This is a genomic window from Pseudomonas sp. 22490, assembly GCF_052044465.1.
GTDB classification, from domain to species: Bacteria; Pseudomonadota; Gammaproteobacteria; order Pseudomonadales; family Pseudomonadaceae; genus Pseudomonas; species Pseudomonas aeruginosa.
This window is the reverse complement of sequence record NZ_JBQENS010000007.1, coordinates 161202-178165: the sequence shown is the minus strand read 5'-3', so window position 1 is coordinate 178165 and position 16964 is coordinate 161202. Positions and strand designations below refer to the sequence as shown.

At 65.4% G+C, this 16964-nt stretch carries 14 protein-coding genes and 1 pseudogene; 11 read left to right on the top strand and 4 right to left on the bottom strand.

The window, feature by feature from the left end:
* The first annotated feature begins 101 nt into the window (after positions 1-101).
* A complete protein-coding gene (locus tag ACTJJX_RS10465) occupies positions 102-2060 on the top strand; it encodes a methyl-accepting chemotaxis protein (RefSeq protein ID WP_003144814.1) in 1959 nt (652 codons plus the stop codon).
* On the opposite strand, the gene ACTJJX_RS10460 is transcribed toward ACTJJX_RS10465, so the two are convergent.
* On the bottom strand, positions 2041-3762 hold the full coding sequence (locus ACTJJX_RS10460; protein ID WP_003097828.1) for a SulP family inorganic anion transporter: 1722 nt from the start codon (positions 3760-3762) through the stop codon (positions 2041-2043). The two genes, ACTJJX_RS10465 and ACTJJX_RS10460, sit on opposite strands and share 20 nt — an antisense overlap.
* A gap of 142 nt (positions 3763-3904) precedes the next feature.
* Positions 3905-4909, bottom strand: coding sequence for an NADP-dependent oxidoreductase (locus ACTJJX_RS10455; protein WP_003097826.1), 1005 nt, complete (start codon positions 4907-4909; stop codon positions 3905-3907).
* A gap of 250 nt (positions 4910-5159) precedes the next feature.
* Between ACTJJX_RS10455 and ACTJJX_RS10450 the strand changes: the two genes are divergently transcribed.
* A complete protein-coding gene (locus tag ACTJJX_RS10450) occupies positions 5160-5921 on the top strand; it encodes an SDR family oxidoreductase (protein WP_003114603.1) in 762 nt (253 codons plus the stop codon).
* Positions 5922-6079: 158 nt separating this feature from the next.
* Entirely contained in the window at positions 6080-6973 is an 894-nt protein-coding gene (locus ACTJJX_RS10445; protein ID WP_003114604.1) for a bile acid:sodium symporter family protein, read from the top strand.
* Positions 6974-6979: 6 nt separating this feature from the next.
* Here ACTJJX_RS10445 and ACTJJX_RS10440 read toward each other — a convergent pair whose 3' ends face one another.
* Positions 6980-8176 carry a benzoate/H(+) symporter BenE family transporter gene (locus ACTJJX_RS10440; RefSeq protein ID WP_003087572.1) on the bottom strand — a complete coding sequence of 399 codons (1197 nt, stop codon included), beginning with the start codon at positions 8174-8176 and terminating at the stop codon, positions 6980-6982.
* A 230-nt stretch (positions 8177-8406) separates the two neighbouring features.
* On the opposite strand from ACTJJX_RS10440, the gene ACTJJX_RS10435 reads away from it, so the two are divergent.
* The gene (locus tag ACTJJX_RS10435; RefSeq protein WP_003097821.1) at positions 8407-9042 is read left to right on the top strand and encodes a hypothetical protein; all 636 of its coding nucleotides are present in this window, start codon (positions 8407-8409) and stop codon (positions 9040-9042) included.
* A 50-nt stretch (positions 9043-9092) separates the two neighbouring features.
* Here ACTJJX_RS10435 and ACTJJX_RS10430 read toward each other — a convergent pair whose 3' ends face one another.
* On the bottom strand, positions 9093-9569 hold the full coding sequence (locus ACTJJX_RS10430; RefSeq protein WP_003097819.1) for a MarR family winged helix-turn-helix transcriptional regulator: 477 nt from the start codon (positions 9567-9569) through the stop codon (positions 9093-9095).
* Positions 9570-9650: 81 nt separating this feature from the next.
* Between ACTJJX_RS10430 and ACTJJX_RS10425 the strand changes: the two genes are divergently transcribed.
* The 7 genes and pseudogenes from ACTJJX_RS10425 to ACTJJX_RS10395 form a co-directional block, all read left to right on the top strand.
* A complete protein-coding gene (locus tag ACTJJX_RS10425) occupies positions 9651-10817 on the top strand; it encodes an aminotransferase-like domain-containing protein (protein WP_003097818.1) in 1167 nt (388 codons plus the stop codon).
* A 55-nt stretch (positions 10818-10872) separates the two neighbouring features.
* Entirely contained in the window at positions 10873-11475 is a 603-nt protein-coding gene (locus ACTJJX_RS10420; RefSeq protein WP_003097816.1) for a glutathione S-transferase family protein, read from the top strand.
* Between the two features lie 1171 nt (positions 11476-12646).
* Complete coding sequence (gene tssA / locus ACTJJX_RS10415; RefSeq protein WP_003097814.1) at positions 12647-14203, top strand: type VI secretion system protein TssA; 1557 nt, start codon at positions 12647-12649, stop codon at positions 14201-14203.
* Between the two features lie 35 nt (positions 14204-14238).
* Entirely contained in the window at positions 14239-14745 is a 507-nt protein-coding gene (tssB, locus tag ACTJJX_RS10410) for a type VI secretion system contractile sheath small subunit (protein ID WP_016851765.1), read from the top strand.
* A 28-nt stretch (positions 14746-14773) separates the two neighbouring features.
* Complete coding sequence (gene tssC / locus ACTJJX_RS10405) at positions 14774-16249, top strand: type VI secretion system contractile sheath large subunit (protein ID WP_003087596.1); 1476 nt, start codon at positions 14774-14776, stop codon at positions 16247-16249.
* 12 nt (positions 16250-16261) lie between these two features.
* Positions 16262-16669, top strand: coding sequence for a type VI secretion system baseplate subunit TssE (gene tssE / locus ACTJJX_RS10400; protein ID WP_003097809.1), 408 nt, complete (start codon positions 16262-16264; stop codon positions 16667-16669).
* Between the two features lie 10 nt (positions 16670-16679).
* A pseudogene (locus ACTJJX_RS10395) lies at positions 16680-16841 on the top strand (PAAR domain-containing protein); the annotation flags it as partial.
* Positions 16842-16964 lie beyond the last annotated feature (123 nt).

Sequence of the window (16964 nt, the reverse complement as noted above, 5' to 3'; positions counted from 1 at the left end):
TTATCGTGCCACTACCTTGCCCGGCCGCTCAGGTTCGGCGAAAAACGCGCGACACAGCGGGAAATGCGCACGCAGACGGCGCGTCACGGGGGAGGGGAGTCATGCTGGGGTTGCTGCGCAGGCGTCTGGCCGATCTCGGCACGGCGAAGAAACTGGCCATCGGTTTTACCCTGGTCCTGCTATTGACCGCGCTGGTGGCCGCGCTCGCGGTGCTCTCGCTGCATGCGCTGGGGCAGCGCTTCGCGCGCCTGCAGGAGATGAGCGCGATCAATCGCGACGTGCTGGAGGTTCGCCAGGCCGAGAAGGAATTTGCCCTGCACGGGGAAAAGAGCGACGCCGAGCGCTTGCGCCAGCGCCTGGCCGCGACCCTTGAACGGGTGGGCCGGCTCAAGGCCGACGGCGACGCCGATCAGGCGCTTGGCATGGCCGAGGTGGAGCAGGTGCTGGCGGCATACCTAGAAGCGTTCGGCCGCTTCGAGCAGTCCATCCAGGGACGCCAATTGGCTTGGGAAAGCGCCAGTTGGTCGCTGAACGGCGCCGCCAACAGCCTCGATATCCTCCAGTCCAGCCTGGCCGAGGATGGCGCCTATGCGCTGAAGGAGAGCCAGGGGCACGACGGCGAGCCGCTGTTGCAGCAGGCGGCCCAGGTCGCCCAGGTCAATCGCCTGGTCCTTCAGGGGCTGGACGAGGCCCGCTCGCGTCTCGAAGCGCGCGCCGCGGATGCGCAGGAGGGGCCGCCGAAATCGCTGCGCGAGGCGCTGGAGCTGGCAGCCCGGCTGGAGCAGGCGATCACCGACGATGCCTACGTGTCGGTGGTCAAGGACGTGCTGACCAATATCCGCGGTTTCGCCGACAAGCTCGCCGAGTACCGCGCCAGTCAGCTCCAGGAGCGGCAGATGTACGCCGCCATGGGCGAGCGCGCCGGGCAGGTGATGGCGCGTGTCGACCGTAGCTGGGAGGCGCAGCAGCAGGCCATGCTCCACAGCCTGCGGACAAACTCCCTGCTGATCGTCGGCGCCGCCGTGCTGGCGCTGCTGGTGGGCCTGGGCGCGGCCTTCGGCATCAGCCTGCTGATCGTCCGTCCGCTGCGCCAGGCGATGGGTGTGGCGCAGCGGATCGCCGAAGGCGACCTTGCGGTACGGGTCGACAGCGAGCGGCGCGACGAGGTTGGCCAACTGATGGCCGCGATGCGCGCCATGACCGGCAGCCTGCGCGGTATCGTCAGCCAGTTGCAGGACGGCGTCGGGCGGATTGCCGGCGCTTCCGAGGCGCTGTCCGGCGTTACCACGCGCACCCGCCTGGGAATCGACAGCCAGCGGGCGGAAACCGAACAGGTGGCCACGGCGATGAACCAGATGGCCGCCACCGTCCATGAAGTGGCGCACAACGCCGAGGAAGCCGCGGGGGCGGCGGAAAGCGCCGACGGCAAGGTCAGCGTCGGCCAGGAGGTGGTACGCCAGACCCTGGAGCGGATCGAGCGACTGGCCGAGGCGGTGCGCGCGGCCACCGCCAGCGTCGAGGCGCTGAGCGCCGACAGCCAGCGCATCGGCAGCGTGCTGGACGTGATCAAGAGCGTGGCCGAGCAGACCAACCTGCTGGCGCTGAACGCCGCCATCGAGGCGGCGCGGGCCGGCGACCAGGGTCGAGGCTTCGCCGTGGTCGCCGACGAGGTGCGGGCGCTGGCGCGGCGCACCCAACAGTCCACGGCCGAGATCGAGACCCTGATCGGTGCCTTGCAGAATGGCACGCAGCAGGCGGTGCAGCGTATGCAGCGCAGCCACCAGTTGGTGGACCAGAGCGTCGACGACGCGTTGCAGACCGAGGCGGCGCTGGGCAACATCGCTACGGCGGTGGCGCTGATCCAGCAGATGAACCAGCAGATCGCCGCAGCCTCCGAGCAGCAGAGCGCGGTCGCCGAGGAGATCAACCGCAGCGTCACGGCGATCCGCGAGGTGGCCGATCAGTCGGCCCAGGCCATGCAGTCGACGGCTTCGTCCAGCGAACAACTGGCGGAGCTGGGGCGCGAACTACAGGGCATGGTCAGGCATTTCCGCTTGTAGCCGCGGCCTGGGCGGCGAGTCTTTCCTGCTGGCGCAGCCAGTAGCGATAGGCACTGACCCCGGAGCGCACCGAGCTGAACACCAGCGGCGGCTTGATCTCGCCGAGCATGCTCGAGCGTTGCAGCAGGTCCAGCGTCTGCCCGGTCACCCGCGCCAGCGACAGGTGCACGCCCTGGGCCTTGAGGATCTGTTGCACCTCGTGGAGGGTGGCCAGGCCGCTGATGTCGAGGTTGGTCATGGCTTCGGCGTTGAGCAGCACCGCATTCGGCCGCTCGCTGCCGTCCACCACGGCAAGCACCCGCTGCTTGAAGTAGTCGGCGTTGAAGAACAGCAGGGGGGCGTCGAAGCGGTAGATCACCAGGCCGGGAAGAGTGGTGGCCTGCGGGTACTTGGCCAGCTCGACCTGGCCGTCGATGCCGTGCATCCAGCCGAGCACCGCGTCGCTCGGGCGATAGGTGTAGTAGAGCAGGCGCAGTACGGCGATGCTGACGGCGACGAAGATTCCCGGCAGCACGCCGACGCTGAGCACGCCGACGGTGGTCAGCAGGCAGAGGCTGAACTCGAAGCGGCTGAGCTTCCAGAAGCCCTTCAGCGCCTGCACGTCGATCAGGCCCCAGCCGGCCAGCAACAGGACCGCACCGAGCGCCGGCATCGGCACCCAGCCCAGGGGCTTGTTCAGCAGCAACAGGGTGGCGGCGATCACCAGCGCGGCGACCACGCCGACCAGTTGGGTCTTGCCGCCGACCATGTCGTTCACCGCGGTGCGTGAGTCGGCGCCGCTGATGGCGAAGCCCTGGGAGACCCCGGCGCCGATGTTGGCCAGGCCGAGGGCGACGAATTCGTGGTTGGGGTTGATGCTGTAGCCGTGACGGGCGGCGAAGCTGCGCGCGGTGAGCATGGCGCTGCAGAAGCTGACCACCGTGATGCCGGTGGCGTCGCGCAGCAGGCTTTTCAGTTCCTCCAGGCTGGTCTGCGGCCAGCTCAGTTGCGGCAGCCCGGCCGGTACCTCGCCAAGCAGTTCCACGCCGTAGCGATCCAGGCCCAGCAGCGCCGCGGCGAGGCTGGCCAGGAGGACGCCGCAGAGCGCCCCGGGCAACTGCGGGAAGCGCCGCGGCAGCAGCACCATCAGCAAGAGCGAGAGGCTGCCGAGGATCAGCGTCGGCCAATGGATGTGCAGCAGGTTCTCCAGCAGCGCGAGGATGCCGGCGACGAAGCCGCTGGTCGCCGCCTCGTAGCCGAACAGCTTGCCCAGTTGCCCGACCAGCAGGCTCAGGCCGATGCCGTTGAGGTAGCCGACCAGGATCGGTCGCGAGAGGAAGCTGGCGATGAACCCGGCGCGGGCCAGGCCGGCGACGATGGAGAACAGCCCGACCATGATCGCGACGATCATCGACAGGTCCACCAGGCGCTGCGGATCGCCCGCCGCCAGCGGGGTGATGGCGGCGGCGACCATCGCCGCGGTCGCCGCGTCGGGGCCTACCATCAACTGCCGCGAGCTGCCGATCAGGGCGTAGATCAGCATCGGCAGGATGCACGCATAGAGGCCTACCTGGGGCGGGAAGCCGGCGATCTGGGCGTAGGCGATGGCGGTGGGGATCTGGATCGCCGCTACCGACAGCCCGGCCTGGACATCCGGACGGAACCAGGCGCGGCGGTAGTGGAGCAGGCTATCGAGTCCGGGTACCCAGCGGGCGAGTGGCATGCGGCTGATTCCTTGCAGGCGCGGATGCCGCAGCTTAGCCCGAAGGACAGGCGGCAGGATTGCCGGGAATCATTATTTCTTCAGTGCACACGCTCTTCGAGGCGAGGCGCTATCCGCCGCTTCTTCGCGCCGGCGGCGGACCTCAGACCTTCAACACCAACTTGCCGAAGTTTTCCCCGCTGAACAGCTTGAGCAGCGTTTCGGGGAAGGTCTCCAGGCCTTCGACGATGTCCTCGCGCGATTGCAGCTTGCCTTCCGCCAGCCAGGTGGCCATCTCCTTCAGGCCTTCTGGGAAGCGCTGGGCATAGTCCATCACCACCATGCCTTCCATGCGCGCCCGATTGACCAGCAGCGACAGGTAGTTGGCCGGGCCGCGCACCGCTTCCTTGTTGTTGTACTGGCTGATCGCCCCGCAGAGGACGATGCGTGCCTTGAAGGCGATGCGGGTGAGCACTGTGTCGAGGATTTCGCCGCCGACGTTGTCGAAGAACACATCGATACCCTTCGGGCATTCGCGCTTGAGTCCGGCGGCGAGGTCTTCGTTCTTGTAGTCGATGGCGCCGTCGAAGCCCAGTTCTTCGACCAGGAAGCGACATTTCTCGGCGCCGCCGGCGATGCCCACCACCCGGCAGCCCTTGAGCCTGGCGATCTGCCCGGCAACGCTGCCCACCGCACCGGCGGCGCCGGAGATCACCACGGTCTCGCCGTTCTTCGGCTGGCCGACGTCGAGCAACGCGAAGTAGGCGGTCATGCCGGTCATGCCCAGCGCCGAGAGATAGCGTGGCAGCGGCGCGCGGGACGGGTCGACCTTGTAGAAACCCTTGGGCTCGCCGATGAAATAGTCCTGCACGCCGAGGGCGCCGTTGACGTAGTCGCCGGCCTGGAAGCCGGGGTGCTTCGAAACCAGCACCTTGCCGACGCCGAGCGCACGCATCACCTCGCCGATCCCCACCGGCGGGATGTAGGAGCGGGCGTCGTTCATCCAGCCGCGCATCGCCGGGTCCAGCGACAGGTACTCGTTCTTCACCAGGATCTGGCCCTCGGCCGGTTCGCCGAGCGGGGTTTCGACGAAACTGAAGGTGTCGCGGCCGGGCAGCCCGCTGGGACGCTGGGCCAACTGGTATTGCCGATTGATCTGGGAGGTCATGGCAGGGCACTCGAATGTCGGGAAACAGGCCCCTAGGGATAGCTGGCGCCGGCGCCGGCGGCAAGCGAAGGCGAGTGCGGAAATGACCGGTCATCTATGCCGATGATTCGCCGCCATCAGTCTTATCAGCGGGCTGGATGGCCCATCCTCCAGTCCCCTGATAGTGCTATGCCTTGCGCCGGCCCTGGCTAGACTGGCGCGGCCCGGTTCCGTCGCGGTTGGCGGAAGGCGATTTTCCGAGGAGCAGCAGATGAGCAAACTTCTTTCCGGCCAGGTCGCACTGGTCACTGGCGGTGCGGCGGGCATCGGCCGCGCTACCGCGCTGGCCTTCGCCGCCGCCGGGGTCAAGGTGGTGGTCGCCGACCTGGACAGCGCCGGCGGCGAGGGCACGGTCGAGGCGATCCGCCAGGCGGGAGGCGAAGCCCTCTTCATTCGCTGCGACGTCACCCGCGACGCCGAGGTCAAGGCGCTGGTAGAGGGTTGCGCAGCGGCCTACGGCCGTCTCGACTATGCCTTCAACAACGCCGGTATCGAGATCGAGCAGGGCAAGCTGGCCGACGGCAACGAAGCCGAGTTCGACGCCATCATGGCTGTCAACGTGAAGGGCGTCTGGTTGTGCATGAAGCACCAGATCCCGCTGATGCTGGCCCAGGGCGGTGGCGCGATCGTCAACACCGCCTCGGTCGCCGGGCTCGGCGCGGCGCCGAAGATGAGCATCTACGCTGCTTCCAAGCACGCGGTGATCGGCCTGACCAAATCGGCGGCGATCGAGTACGCGAAGAAGGGCATCCGCGTCAACGCCGTGTGTCCGGCGGTGATCGACACCGACATGTTCCGCCGCGCCTACGAGGCCGATCCGCGCAAGGCCGAGTTCGCCGCCGCGATGCATCCGCTGGGTCGGGTCGGGCGGGTCGAGGAAATCGCCGCCGCGGTGCTCTATCTGTGCTGCGACAACGCAGGCTTCACCACCGGTATCGCCTTGCCGGTGGACGGCGGGGCGACGGCGATCTGAGCGGGCGGCGATACAACCGGGATGCCCCGGCGCGGGGCATTCGCATTCTGTTACAGGTCGGCACGCGGTTTGGCGCGCCAGGCCACTGCCGGGGGACTAACCTGGGTCGAGAATCCGGGGCCTGAGCCCGTCTCCATCGCATCGGAGCAATAACAATAATGACCGCCGATCCCATCCTGACCCTGTTCCTCCCCATCGCACTGGGCATCATCATGCTCGGTCTCGGACTATCCCTGACCCCGGCCGACTTCCTCCGCGTGGTGCGCTACCCGAAGCCGGTGCTGGTCGGCCTGGTGTGCCAGATCGTCCTGCTGCCCCTGGCCTGTTTCCTGATCGTCCAGGGCTTCGCCCTGGAGGCGGCCCTGGCGGTCGGCATGATGTTGCTGGCGGCCTCGCCCGGCGGCACCACCGCCAACCTCTACAGCCACCTGGCGCATGGCGACGTGGCACTGAACATCACCCTGACCGCGGTGAACTCGGTGATCGCCATCCTCACCATGCCGCTGATCGTCAATCTGTCGCTGCAATACTTCATGGGCGACGGGCAGGCGATTCCCCTGCAGTTCGGCAAGGTCGTGCAGGTCTTCGTCATCGTCCTCGGCCCGGTGGCCATCGGCATGCTGGTGCGCAACCGCCTGCCGGCCGTGGCGGATCGCCTGCAGAAGCCGGTGAAGATCCTTTCCGCGCTGCTGTTGCTGGTGATCATCCTGCTGGCGCTGGCCAAGGACTGGCAGACCTTCGTCACCTACGCGCCGGTGGTCGGGCTGGCCGCGCTGGCCTTCAACCTGCTGAGCCTGGCGGTGGGCTACTGGGTGCCGCGCCTGCTGCGCCTGCCGAAGGCCCAGGCGGTGGCCATCGGCATGGAGATCGGCATCCACAACGGCACCCTGGCGATCGCCCTGGCGCTGAGTCCGAGCCTGCTGAACAACAGCACCATGGCGATTCCGCCGGCGATCTACGGAGTGCTGATGTTCTTCACCGCGGCGGCCTTCGGCTGGTGGGTCAGCCGTGGCCACCAGGCCACGCCGGCGCCCGTGACGGCGCCGGACTGAGGTCGGTCAGCCGCGCCGCCAGTTGAGCACGAACTGAGTCAGCAGGCCGGCCACCAGGCCCCAGAACGCCGAGCCGATGGACAGCAGGGTGAAGCCGGAGGCGGTGACCATGAAGGTCACCAGCGCGGCCTCGCGCTGGCGCTCGTCGGCCATCGAGTTGGCCAGGCCGTTCATGATCGAGCCGAGCAGTGCGATGGCGGCGATGGACAGTACCAGTGCCTTGGGGAACGCCGCGAACAACGCTGCCAGGGTGGCGCCGAAGGTTCCTGCGACGCAGTTGAAGAAGCCGCACCAGAGCGCCGCGGTATAGCGCTTGTGCGGGTCCTCGTGGGCCGAGGGTCCGGTGCAGATCGCCGCGCTGATCGCCGCCAGGTTGATCCCGTGGGAGCCGAACGGTGCCAGCAGGATCGAGGCGATGCCGGTACTCGAGATCAGCGGCGAGGCTGGCACCTGGTAGCCGTCGGCGCGCAGCACGGCGATGCCGGGCATGTTCTGCGAAGCCATGGCGACGATGAACAGCGGGATGCCGATGCTGATGGTGGCGGCCAGGGAGAAGCTCGGCGTGGTCCACTCCGGTACCGCCAGTTCCAGGCGGAACCTGCTGAAGTCCAGTTGGCCCAGTATCCCGGCCAGCAGCACCCCCACCAGTAGCGCAGCGAACACCGCATAGCGCGGCGAGAAGCGTTTGCACAGCAGATAGCTGAAGAACATCGCCAGCACCAGCAGGGTCTGTTGCTCGGCGGCGTTGCAGATCTCGATGCCGATGCGGAACAGCACCCCGGCCAGCAGCGCCGAGGCCAGCGAGGAGGGAACCTGGCGCATCAGGCGTTCGAAGCTGCCGGTGACGCCGCACAGGGTGATCAGGAGGGCGCAGACGATGAAGGCGCCGATCGCCTCGCTGTACGGCACTCCGGGCAGGCTGCTGATCAGCAGCGCCGCGCCGGGGGTGGACCAGGCGATCACGATCGGCACCCGGTAGCGCAGGGTCAGGCCGATGGTCGCCAGGCCCATGCCGATCGACAGGGCCCAGATCCACGAGGAAATCTGCGCGCTGCTGAGACCGGCGTTCTGCCCGGCCTGGAACATCAGTACCAGCGAGCTGGTGTAGCCGGTGAGCATGGCGACGAAGCCGGCCACCACGGCGGCGGGAGAGGAGTCGGCGAACGGACGCAGACGAGGCTGGGGCTGGGTGGTTTCGGTCATGCCGGGTACTTCCATGGAGTGTGCGGGACGACCGGGCACGGCGGTGGGCGGAGCCACGGGGCAGGTTGCGCGAGGCGCGGAGTGCCGATCATCTTTTTCTGTTTTGCGCAGCCTAAACAGCCGGCCAGGGGCTGTCCCGGTACAGCCGCGGACATAGTTGGCCATACAGTCGCAGCTGCCGGAAGCTGGCGGAGCTGGTAACTTCCCGGCATTTGCCGAGGAGCTTCGCCATGGATGCAAACCCCTACGCCACGCCGCGTGTCGAATTGGTCGAGCAGGGCATACCGGATGCTTTCCGCCGGCGCTGGACGCCCGCGCAACTGCGCATCCTCGCCTGGCTCTGCCTGGCCTCGATAGCCGGCGGCGTGGTGCTGATGGTGCTCAGCCTGCTGGAGGCATTCGGCGACGGCGCCGCGTTCAGGGTCTACGCCGACTGGCTGGGCCTGCTCCTCAGCCTGCTCGGCGCCTACCTGCTGCTGCGGCTCAAGCACCTGGTCGAGTCGCGCTTTCGCGGCCCCTCGCTGGCCTGGCCGGTATGGTTGTCGATTCTCCTGACCCTGCTGGGCGAGGGCTGGAGCCTGCTGGCGGTTACCGACGATGCGCTGCAGGGCTGGAACTGGCAGGCGCTGGTGTACTTCGCGCTGCTTGCGCTGATCGGCGCTACCACCCTCTGGCTGGGCCTGCGTCTGCTCAAGCAGGAAAACCTCTATCCGTCGCTGCGGATCATGGCCTGGCTGGACATCGCCGGCGGCGCGATGCTGGCTTCGGTGCTGTTGCTGGTGCTGGCGGTACTGCCGCTGCTGGCCGCCACCGTGGCCATGGCGCTGGCCTGCTGGCGCGCGGCGCGGGAGTTGGAGCGGAGCTAGCGGGCAGCCGGTCGGCTTGTCGAGCGTCCATGCGCCAGGCCCATGGGGCGTCAGTCGGCGGCCTCCGTCGCCGCTTCGCCGCGGCTGCCTGCATGCGCCCGAGCCAGGGTGCGATTGACCGCCAGCCAGCCGGAGACCGCTTCGCCGCCGGCTTCCTCGAAGCAGCGTTGGAGCAGCCGCGACTGCTCGCGACGCAGCGCCTTTTCCAACCGCACGCCCTCGGCGGTGAGGCCGAGGAGGCGTTTGCGCTTGTCGTCGTCGGCGGTGGCGCTGCCGATCAGGTTCATCTCCAGCAACTGGCGCAGCGGGATGTTCAGCGCCTGCTTGGTCACGCCGAGCAGGGCCAGCAGTTCCTTCACGCTGAGGCCCGGATAGCGGGCGATGAAGAACAGCACGCGGTGGTGCACACGTCCCAGGCCGCGGCGGGCGAGCATCTCGTCAGGCTTGGTGGTGAAGGCCTGGTACGCGAAGAAGAAGGCTTCCATCATGGCCTGCTGCTGGACGGCGTGGTTTTTCAGGTCAGGCATATTGACGCTTCCGGGTGCGGCATCGTAGTTTCGGTCAAGCAGTTTGACTCATTTTTCCCCGCCTACGCTACCGGTGATCCCATGGCCTTCTCTGAACGCATCTCCCGCCTGAAAAGCTCCTTGATCCGCGAAATCCTTGCCGCGGCGCAGCGTCCGGAGGTGATGTCGTTCGCCGGCGGGCTGCCGGCCGAGCCGATGCTGCCGAAGGTGCAGTGGGAGCAGATGCCGGCCTCCATGGGCCAGTACGGCATGAGCGAAGGCGAGCCTGCCCTGCGCGAAGCCATCGCCGCCGAAGCGCGTGCCCTCGGCGTCCCCTGCGAGGCGAGCCAGGTGCTGATCGTCAGCGGTTCGCAGCAGACCCTCGACCTGGCCAGCAAGCTGTTCATCGATCCGGGCACCGAGGTGCTGCTCGAGGCGCCGACCTACCTCGCCGCGCTACAGGCCTTCCAATTGTTCGGCGCCGATTGCGTGACCGTGCCGCTGGGTGCCGAGGGCCCCGACCTGGTTGCCCTGCGGCAGCGCCTGGAGCGACACAAGCCGGCCTTCGCCTACCTGATCCCGACTTTCCAGAATCCGTCCGGCGTGCGCTACAGCGAGGAACGCCGCGACGCGGTGGCGGCGCTGCTAGACGAATTCGGCGTGACCCTGATCGAAGACGAACCCTATCGCGAACTGGTGTTCGACGAGGGCCGCGCAACCCCGCTGGTCAGCCGCCTGCGCAAGTCCAGCTGGATCTATACCGGCACGGTGTCGAAGACCCTGCTGCCGGGCCTGCGCGTCGGTTTCCTGATCGCCACCCCGGACCTGTTCCCCCACCTGCTGCGGCTGAAACAGTCGGCCGACCTGCATACCAACCGGGTAGGGCAGTGGCAGGCGCTGCAATGGTTCGGCAGCGAGGCCTACCGCCAGCACCTGGCCGAACTGCGCGAGTTCTACCGGGTCCGCCGCGACGCCATGCAGGAGGCGCTGCTGGAGCACTTCGGTGAGCTGGCCGAATGGAATATCCCGGAGGGCGGGCTGTTCTTCTGGCTGACCCTCAGGCAGCCGCTGGATACCCGCACCCTGCTCCAGCCGGCGCTGGCCGCCGATGTCGCATTCATGCCCGGCGAACCTTTCTTCGCCGAGCCGGAGCAGAATCTCGGGCGTCTGCGGCTGAACTTCAGCCACGTCGCCCCGGAGCGCCTGCACGAAGGCCTGCGGCGCCTGGCCAAGGTCGTCCGCGACGCCCAGGCCGCCGAAGCGGCCTGAACCCTCATCGGCGCTCCTTCCGGGGCGCCGGCCATCCGATCCGAGGAGCGACACGATGTACAAGGTCTACGGTGATTACCGTTCGGGCAACTGCTACAAGATCAAGCTGGCCATGTCGCTGCTCGGCATCGACTACCAGTGGGTACCGGTGGACATTCTCAAGGGCGAGACCCAGACCCCGGAGTTCCTGGCGAAGAACCCCAACGGCAAGATACCGGTGCTGGAGCTGGAGGACGGCAGTTGCCTGTGGGAGTCCAACGCCATCCTCAACTTCCTCGCCGACGGCAGCGCCCTGTTGCCCAGCGAACCGCGCCTGCGCACCCAGGTGCTGCAATGGCAATTCTTCGAGCAATACAGCCATGAGCCCTATGTGGCCGTGGCGCGCTTCATCAAGCTCTACCTCGGCCTCCCGGAAGCCCGCCGCGCCGAGTTCGAAGAGAAGAAGATCGGCGGCTACAAGGCCCTCGACGTCATGGAGAAACAGCTGTCGCGCACGCCATTCCTGGTCGGCGAACAGTTCTCCATCGCCGATATCACCCTCTACGCCTACACCCATGTCGCCCATGAAGGCGGCTTCGACCTGACGGCCTACCCGGCGATCCGCGCGTGGATCAAGCGAGTGGGGGAGGTGCCGGGGTATGTGGGGATGCTGGATTGAGGGGAGCTTCGATCAGCGGTTGGCGAGGCAGTGATTTCTGTCATGAGCGGGAGTTTCGGGTAGAGCGAAATTTTTATGCATCGGGCTGGATGCGCGTTTTTCCTGATTATTCGTAGCTCGCTTTCCTGGCGCTGCTGTTGGTACCCGGCGCTGCGCTGGTGGCGGGTCAGTTACTGGCCGTTGAGGTCGATGCCCAGGAGGGCATCGACCGACTGGCCGCGCTAGCCGACCCGACTACTGTCGGGCAGCTTTCTCGCCAGTAGGCGCATAGCACTGTCGAGCGGGTAAGCGGTGCGCAATTCTCTGTCGTCGCCGTACGCGGCCTACCGCATAAGTTGGTCATCGAGGGCTTGGCGATAGGCGCTGCGGCGGTCATCGAATCCTGCTTTCCTGACTGCTCGGGTCGCTATCGATTTCCGCCCAGCCGGTGCGGTACGGGCGTGCCCAGGGTAAACGCAGCGGTGCGTCCCGCCTGCAGTCGGTCACGGCGCAACTTCCTCGCCGGTGGCCATGGGACCGCCCATCTCGATTAATTTCCCTAACAATTCCCGTGCCAGTCTTTCATGGCTCTTTTAATCAATCTCATCCAATGGCTGATTGTTATCCATGTCTCATTCTGAAAAGAAAAATAACAAGTGAATTGAGCAAGAAGTTGCGGAGTGTTGTGCAACTTTTTGCGCAGTAGTGTTCAGGCCAGTATTTTCAAGGGCTGTGGACTGTTATTGGGGATGTTTCTTGGTTTTCATTGTGCAACTTCTTGCACAATCGCTATTACGCTCTAAATCAGCTGTTGGTCCGCTTGGAAGGCCTATGTTTCGAGGCTCTCCGGAGAAATCCATACTGCCTGCCTTATTTTTTATAAATTGTTAACTACCTGTTTTGGTAGGGTTTTCCAAATGGCCATCAATGTCGTTATGATGGCTATAGCCAAGCCGTAAAGGGCATGGACGCAGACGCCTGACGTTTGGCTGAAAATCTTTCATTGATTCGTATCAATGAATAGGAAAATTCCCAAAGAGGGAATGTCCTGTTGCTTGCCAGTTTTTATGTTGTTTTCATGGAAAAGGCAAAGAGCTCTTCAGACTATTGGGATTTTCGTTCGGTTTTTATGCCAACTAGTTGAATTGTTAAGATATTCATTGGCGCACATGGTGTGCATTGAAGGGTTAGGATGACCTATTCGAGCAAGCTCTCCTCGCATTATCTGGAACTCGCGGAACAGCCGATTTCAAAGGATGTCTTTGCGGGTGAGGATGTGCGTTTTTCCAGCGAATACGAGGCGCTGGAAAATGAGCTGGGCAAGGCGCTCTCGCTCCATGAGAACGGCCAGACCGACTGGTTGAAAATCCTGGAAAACAGCGAAGCGCTGCTTCGTGCCCAATCCAAGGACCTGCGTGTTGCAGCCTGGTTGACCTGGGCCCTCTACCAACGGGAATCCTTTCCCGGTTTGCTGGCCGGACTGGGATTGCTGGAACGTCTGTGCAGCCGGCATTGGGTCGAGATCCATCCGCTCAAGGCGCGCACTCGCGCCGCGGCCATTGCCTGGCTGGTGCCCCGGCTGGAGCAGGCGCTGAACGAGAACGTACCGATCAAGGAGCAACTTCCCCTGTTCCGGCGTCTCGCCGAGCACCTGGAAAAACTCGATACCGCGCTGACCGCGCAACTGGGCGACGACGCGCCCTTGTTGCTGCCGATCAGCCGACGCCTTTCGGGCATGCTCCAGCGCGCCGCCGACAACCAGCCCGAACCTGGCGTGGTCGGCGCCGTGGTGGCCCAGGTCAAGCAGGCGGCCAGCCAGTTGCTGGCGCCGGGTGCGCCCATCGACAACGAGCGCGACGCCCACAAGGCCATGCGCGCCCAGCAGGAGGCCGCACGCCCCCTGTGCGCCTGGTGGCTGAAGCAGAAAGCCACCGATCTGCGCGCGCTGCGCCTCAACCGAACGATGCTCTGGCTGCCCATCGAGTCCATGCCCGAGCGCAATGCCGAACAGGTCACCGCGCTAAGGGGAGTGCCGGCGGACAAGCTGAAAAGCTACCAGGAGCGTTTCGCCCAGGGCCTGTACGCCGATCTCCTGGTGGAGCTGGAGGCGAGCCTGGCACGGGCGCCGTTCTGGTTCGACGGCCAGCGCCTGGTCTGGGAGTGCCTGCAAGGGCTCAACGCCGAGCAGGCGATGCGGGAAGTCGAAATGCATTTCGCCTTGCTCCTGCAGCGTCTGCCGGGGCTGGTGGAGCTGCGTTTCCACGATGGCAGCGCATTCGCCGATGCGGCCACCCGCGGCTGGATCAGCGCCCATGTCATGCCCCATCTCCAGAACGACAGTGCGCCGCGCAAGGTCGAGACCGTGGCCCTGCAGGCCGAATGGGACGTCGCCCTGGACGAGGTCCAGCCGGTGTTGCGCAAGGACGGCCTGAAGGCGGCGGTACAGGTGTTGAAGCAGGGCATGAAGCGCGCCCACGGCGGGCGCGCCCGGTTCTTCTGGCAACTGAGCCTCGCGCGACTGTGCTTCCTGGCGAAGAAGTACGAGCTGGCCAAGACCCAGCTGGAGAGCCTCGACCATCAGTTGCACGAATCGGGATTGCACGCCTGGGAGCCCGATCTGGCGCTGGATGTACTGCACCTGCTGCATAGCTGCTGCGAGCTGTTGCCGCAGAACCACGCCGTGCGAGAACGCAAGGAAGACATTTATCGCAGGCTGTGCCACCTCGATCTCGAGGTGGTGCTCGAATAGGGCTTCGCGCCCTCAATTCTCAAGGAGAAAAAGCCATGGCCAAAGAAGGCTCGGTAGCCCCAAAGGAACGCATCAACGTCACCTTCAAGCCCGCCACTGGCGGTGCCCAGGAAGAAATCGAACTGCCGTTGAAGCTACTGGCGATCGGCGATTACACCCAGCGCACGGATGAGCGCAAGGTGGAGGACCGCAAGCCGATCGGCATCGACAAGATGACCTTCGACGAGGTCCTGGCCAAGCAGGAGCTGGGGCTGACGCTGAGCGTACCCAATCGTCTCCAGGAGGAGGGCGGCAGGGACGAGCTGGCGGTGGGGCTGCAGATCAACTCGATGAAGGACTTCAACCCGGCCAGCATCGTCGAGCAGGTGCCCGAGCTGAAGAAGCTGATGGAGTTGCGCGATGCGCTGGTGGCCCTCAAGGGCCCGCTGGGCAACGCCCCGGCGTTCCGCAAGGCCATCGAAAGCGTACTCGCCGACGACGAGTCCCGTAGCCGTGTGCTGGGCGAGCTGGGGCTGAGCGCCGCCCCCTCCCAGGACGCCTGAGCCACCCCCTAGCCAAGGAAGCAGATACATGAGCACCAGTGCCGCACAGCAAGGCCGGAACCAGAACGGCGAATACAACATTCTCGACAGCATCATCGCCGAGACCCGCCTGAGCCCGGACGACGAGGCCTACGACATCGCCAAGCGCGGCGTCTCCGCCTTCATCGAGGAATTGCTCAAGCCGCAGAACGACGGCGAGCCGGTGAAGAAGGCGATGGTCGACCGGATGATCGCCGAGATCGACGCCAAGCTCAGCACGCAGATGGACGAGATCCTCCATCATCCCGATTTCCAGGCGCTGGAGTCGGCCTGGCGCGGCCTGCAACTGCTGGTCGACCGCACCAACTTCCGCGAGAACATCAAGATCGAGATTCTCAGCGTTTCCAAGCAGGACCTGCTGGACGATTTCGAGGACTCGCCCGAGGTGATGCAGTCCGGCCTGTACAAGCACATCTACACCGCCGAATACGGCCAGTTCGGTGGCCAGCCGGTCGGCGCCATCATCGCCAACTACTACATGTCGCCCAGTTCGCCCGACGTCAAGCTGATGCAATACGTCTCCAGCGTGGCCTGCATGGCCCATGCGCCGTTCGTGGCGGCCGCCGGTCCGAAGTTCTTCGGCCTGGAAAGCTTCACCGGCCTGCCGGACCTGAAGGACCTGAAGGATCATTTCGAAGGCCCGCAGTTCGCCAAGTGGCAGAGCTTCCGCCAGTCCGAGGATTCCCGCTACGTGGCGCTGACCGTACCGCGCTTCCTGCTGCGCACGCCCTACGATCCGGAAGAGAATCCGGTCAAGTCGTTCGCCTACAAGGAGACCGTGGCCAACAGCCACGAGCATTACCTGTGGGGCAACACCGCCTATGCCTTCGGCACCAAGCTGACCGACAGCTTCGCCAAGTATCGCTGGTGCCCGAACATCATCGGGCCGCAGAGCGGCGGTGCGGTGGAGGACCTGCCTTTGCACCACTTCGAGAGCATGGGCGAGATCGAGACCAAGATCCCCACCGAGGTGCTGGTGTCCGATCGCCGCGAGTACGAACTGGCCGAGGAAGGCTTCATTTCCCTGACCATGCGCAAGGGCAGCGACAACGCCGCGTTCTTCTCCGCCAGCTCGGTGCAGAAGCCGAAGTTCTTCGGCATCAGCGCCGAAGGCAAGGCCGCGGAGCTGAACTACAAGCTCGGCACCCAGTTGCCGTACATGATGATCGTCAATCGCCTGGCCCATTACCTGAAGGTCCTGCAACGCGAACAGCTGGGGTCGTGGAAGGAGCGTACCGACCTCGAGCTGGAGCTGAACAAGTGGATCCGCCAGTACGTCGCCGACCAGGAAAACCCCAGCGCCGAAGTGCGCGGCCGTCGCCCGCTGCGCGCTGCACAGATCATCGTCAGTGACGTCGAGGGCGAGCCGGGCTGGTACCGCGTCAGCCTGAACGTGCGCCCGCACTTCAAGTACATGGGGGCGGACTTCACCCTGTCGCTGGTCGGCAAGCTGGACAAAGAGTAAGCGGAGCTTTCCATGACCGGATACGGCAGCCTGTTCGAGCGCCTGAACGGCGACGCGGATAAGCGCGTCGGCTGGAGCCGCGAGGTTTCCGCCATGGCGTCGGTGGCTGCCCATCTGGGCAAGATGCTCAGCACCCGGGCGGGCAGCGTGCAGACGCTGTCCGACTACGGGTTGCCCGATCTCAACGACATGCGCCTGAGCCTGCACGACTCCCTGAGCCAGGCCCGCTCGGCCATCGAAGGTTTCATCGAGGCTTACGAACCGCGCTTGAGCGACGTGCGTGTCGTTTCCCTGCCACGCGACAACGACCAGCTCCGCCTGGCCTTCAGCATCGAAGGGTTGCTGGAGGTGGAAGGTTTCAAGCGCCAGGTGAGTTTTTCCGCATGCCTGGATGGCAGCGGCCAGGTGAAGGTCAGCTAAGGAGGTTTCGATGTCCGGCAAACCCGCAGCCCGCGTTTCCGATCCAACCGCTTGTCCGCTCCCCGGGCACGGCAGCAATCCCATCGTCGTCGGTTCCGCCGACGTGTTCTTCGACGGCCTCGCGGCGGCCCGCCAGGGTGACGCCTCGGCCTGGCGCGCTTCGATGCCTGGTTCGTCCATGAGGTCTTCTGAGATGGGCGCGAATCGGGTCGATTACGGAAAGACAACGGACACCGTGGGTTTCCGATCTTCAGGCCAGAAATGTCATTGCGGTTTTGGCGGCAGCGGTCAGACG

Coding starts and splice junctions, on each gene's coding strand:
- ACTJJX_RS10465 (WP_003144814.1), top strand. CDS start 102: ATGCTGGGGTTGCTGCGCAGGCGTCTGGCCGATCTCGGCACGGCGAAG.
- ACTJJX_RS10460 (WP_003097828.1), bottom strand. CDS start 3,762: ATGCCACTCGCCCGCTGGGTACCCGGACTCGATAGCCTGCTCCACTAC.
- ACTJJX_RS10455 (WP_003097826.1), bottom strand. CDS start 4,909: ATGACCTCCCAGATCAATCGGCAATACCAGTTGGCCCAGCGTCCCAGC.
- ACTJJX_RS10450 (WP_003114603.1), top strand. CDS start 5,160: ATGAGCAAACTTCTTTCCGGCCAGGTCGCACTGGTCACTGGCGGTGCG.
- ACTJJX_RS10445 (WP_003114604.1), top strand. CDS start 6,080: ATGACCGCCGATCCCATCCTGACCCTGTTCCTCCCCATCGCACTGGGC.
- ACTJJX_RS10440 (WP_003087572.1), bottom strand. CDS start 8,176: ATGACCGAAACCACCCAGCCCCAGCCTCGTCTGCGTCCGTTCGCCGAC.
- ACTJJX_RS10435 (WP_003097821.1), top strand. CDS start 8,407: ATGGATGCAAACCCCTACGCCACGCCGCGTGTCGAATTGGTCGAGCAG.
- ACTJJX_RS10430 (WP_003097819.1), bottom strand. CDS start 9,569: ATGCCTGACCTGAAAAACCACGCCGTCCAGCAGCAGGCCATGATGGAA.
- ACTJJX_RS10425 (WP_003097818.1), top strand. CDS start 9,651: ATGGCCTTCTCTGAACGCATCTCCCGCCTGAAAAGCTCCTTGATCCGC.
- ACTJJX_RS10420 (WP_003097816.1), top strand. CDS start 10,873: ATGTACAAGGTCTACGGTGATTACCGTTCGGGCAACTGCTACAAGATC.
- tssA (WP_003097814.1), top strand. CDS start 12,647: ATGACCTATTCGAGCAAGCTCTCCTCGCATTATCTGGAACTCGCGGAA.
- tssB (WP_016851765.1), top strand. CDS start 14,239: ATGGCCAAAGAAGGCTCGGTAGCCCCAAAGGAACGCATCAACGTCACC.
- tssC (WP_003087596.1), top strand. CDS start 14,774: ATGAGCACCAGTGCCGCACAGCAAGGCCGGAACCAGAACGGCGAATAC.
- tssE (WP_003097809.1), top strand. CDS start 16,262: ATGACCGGATACGGCAGCCTGTTCGAGCGCCTGAACGGCGACGCGGAT.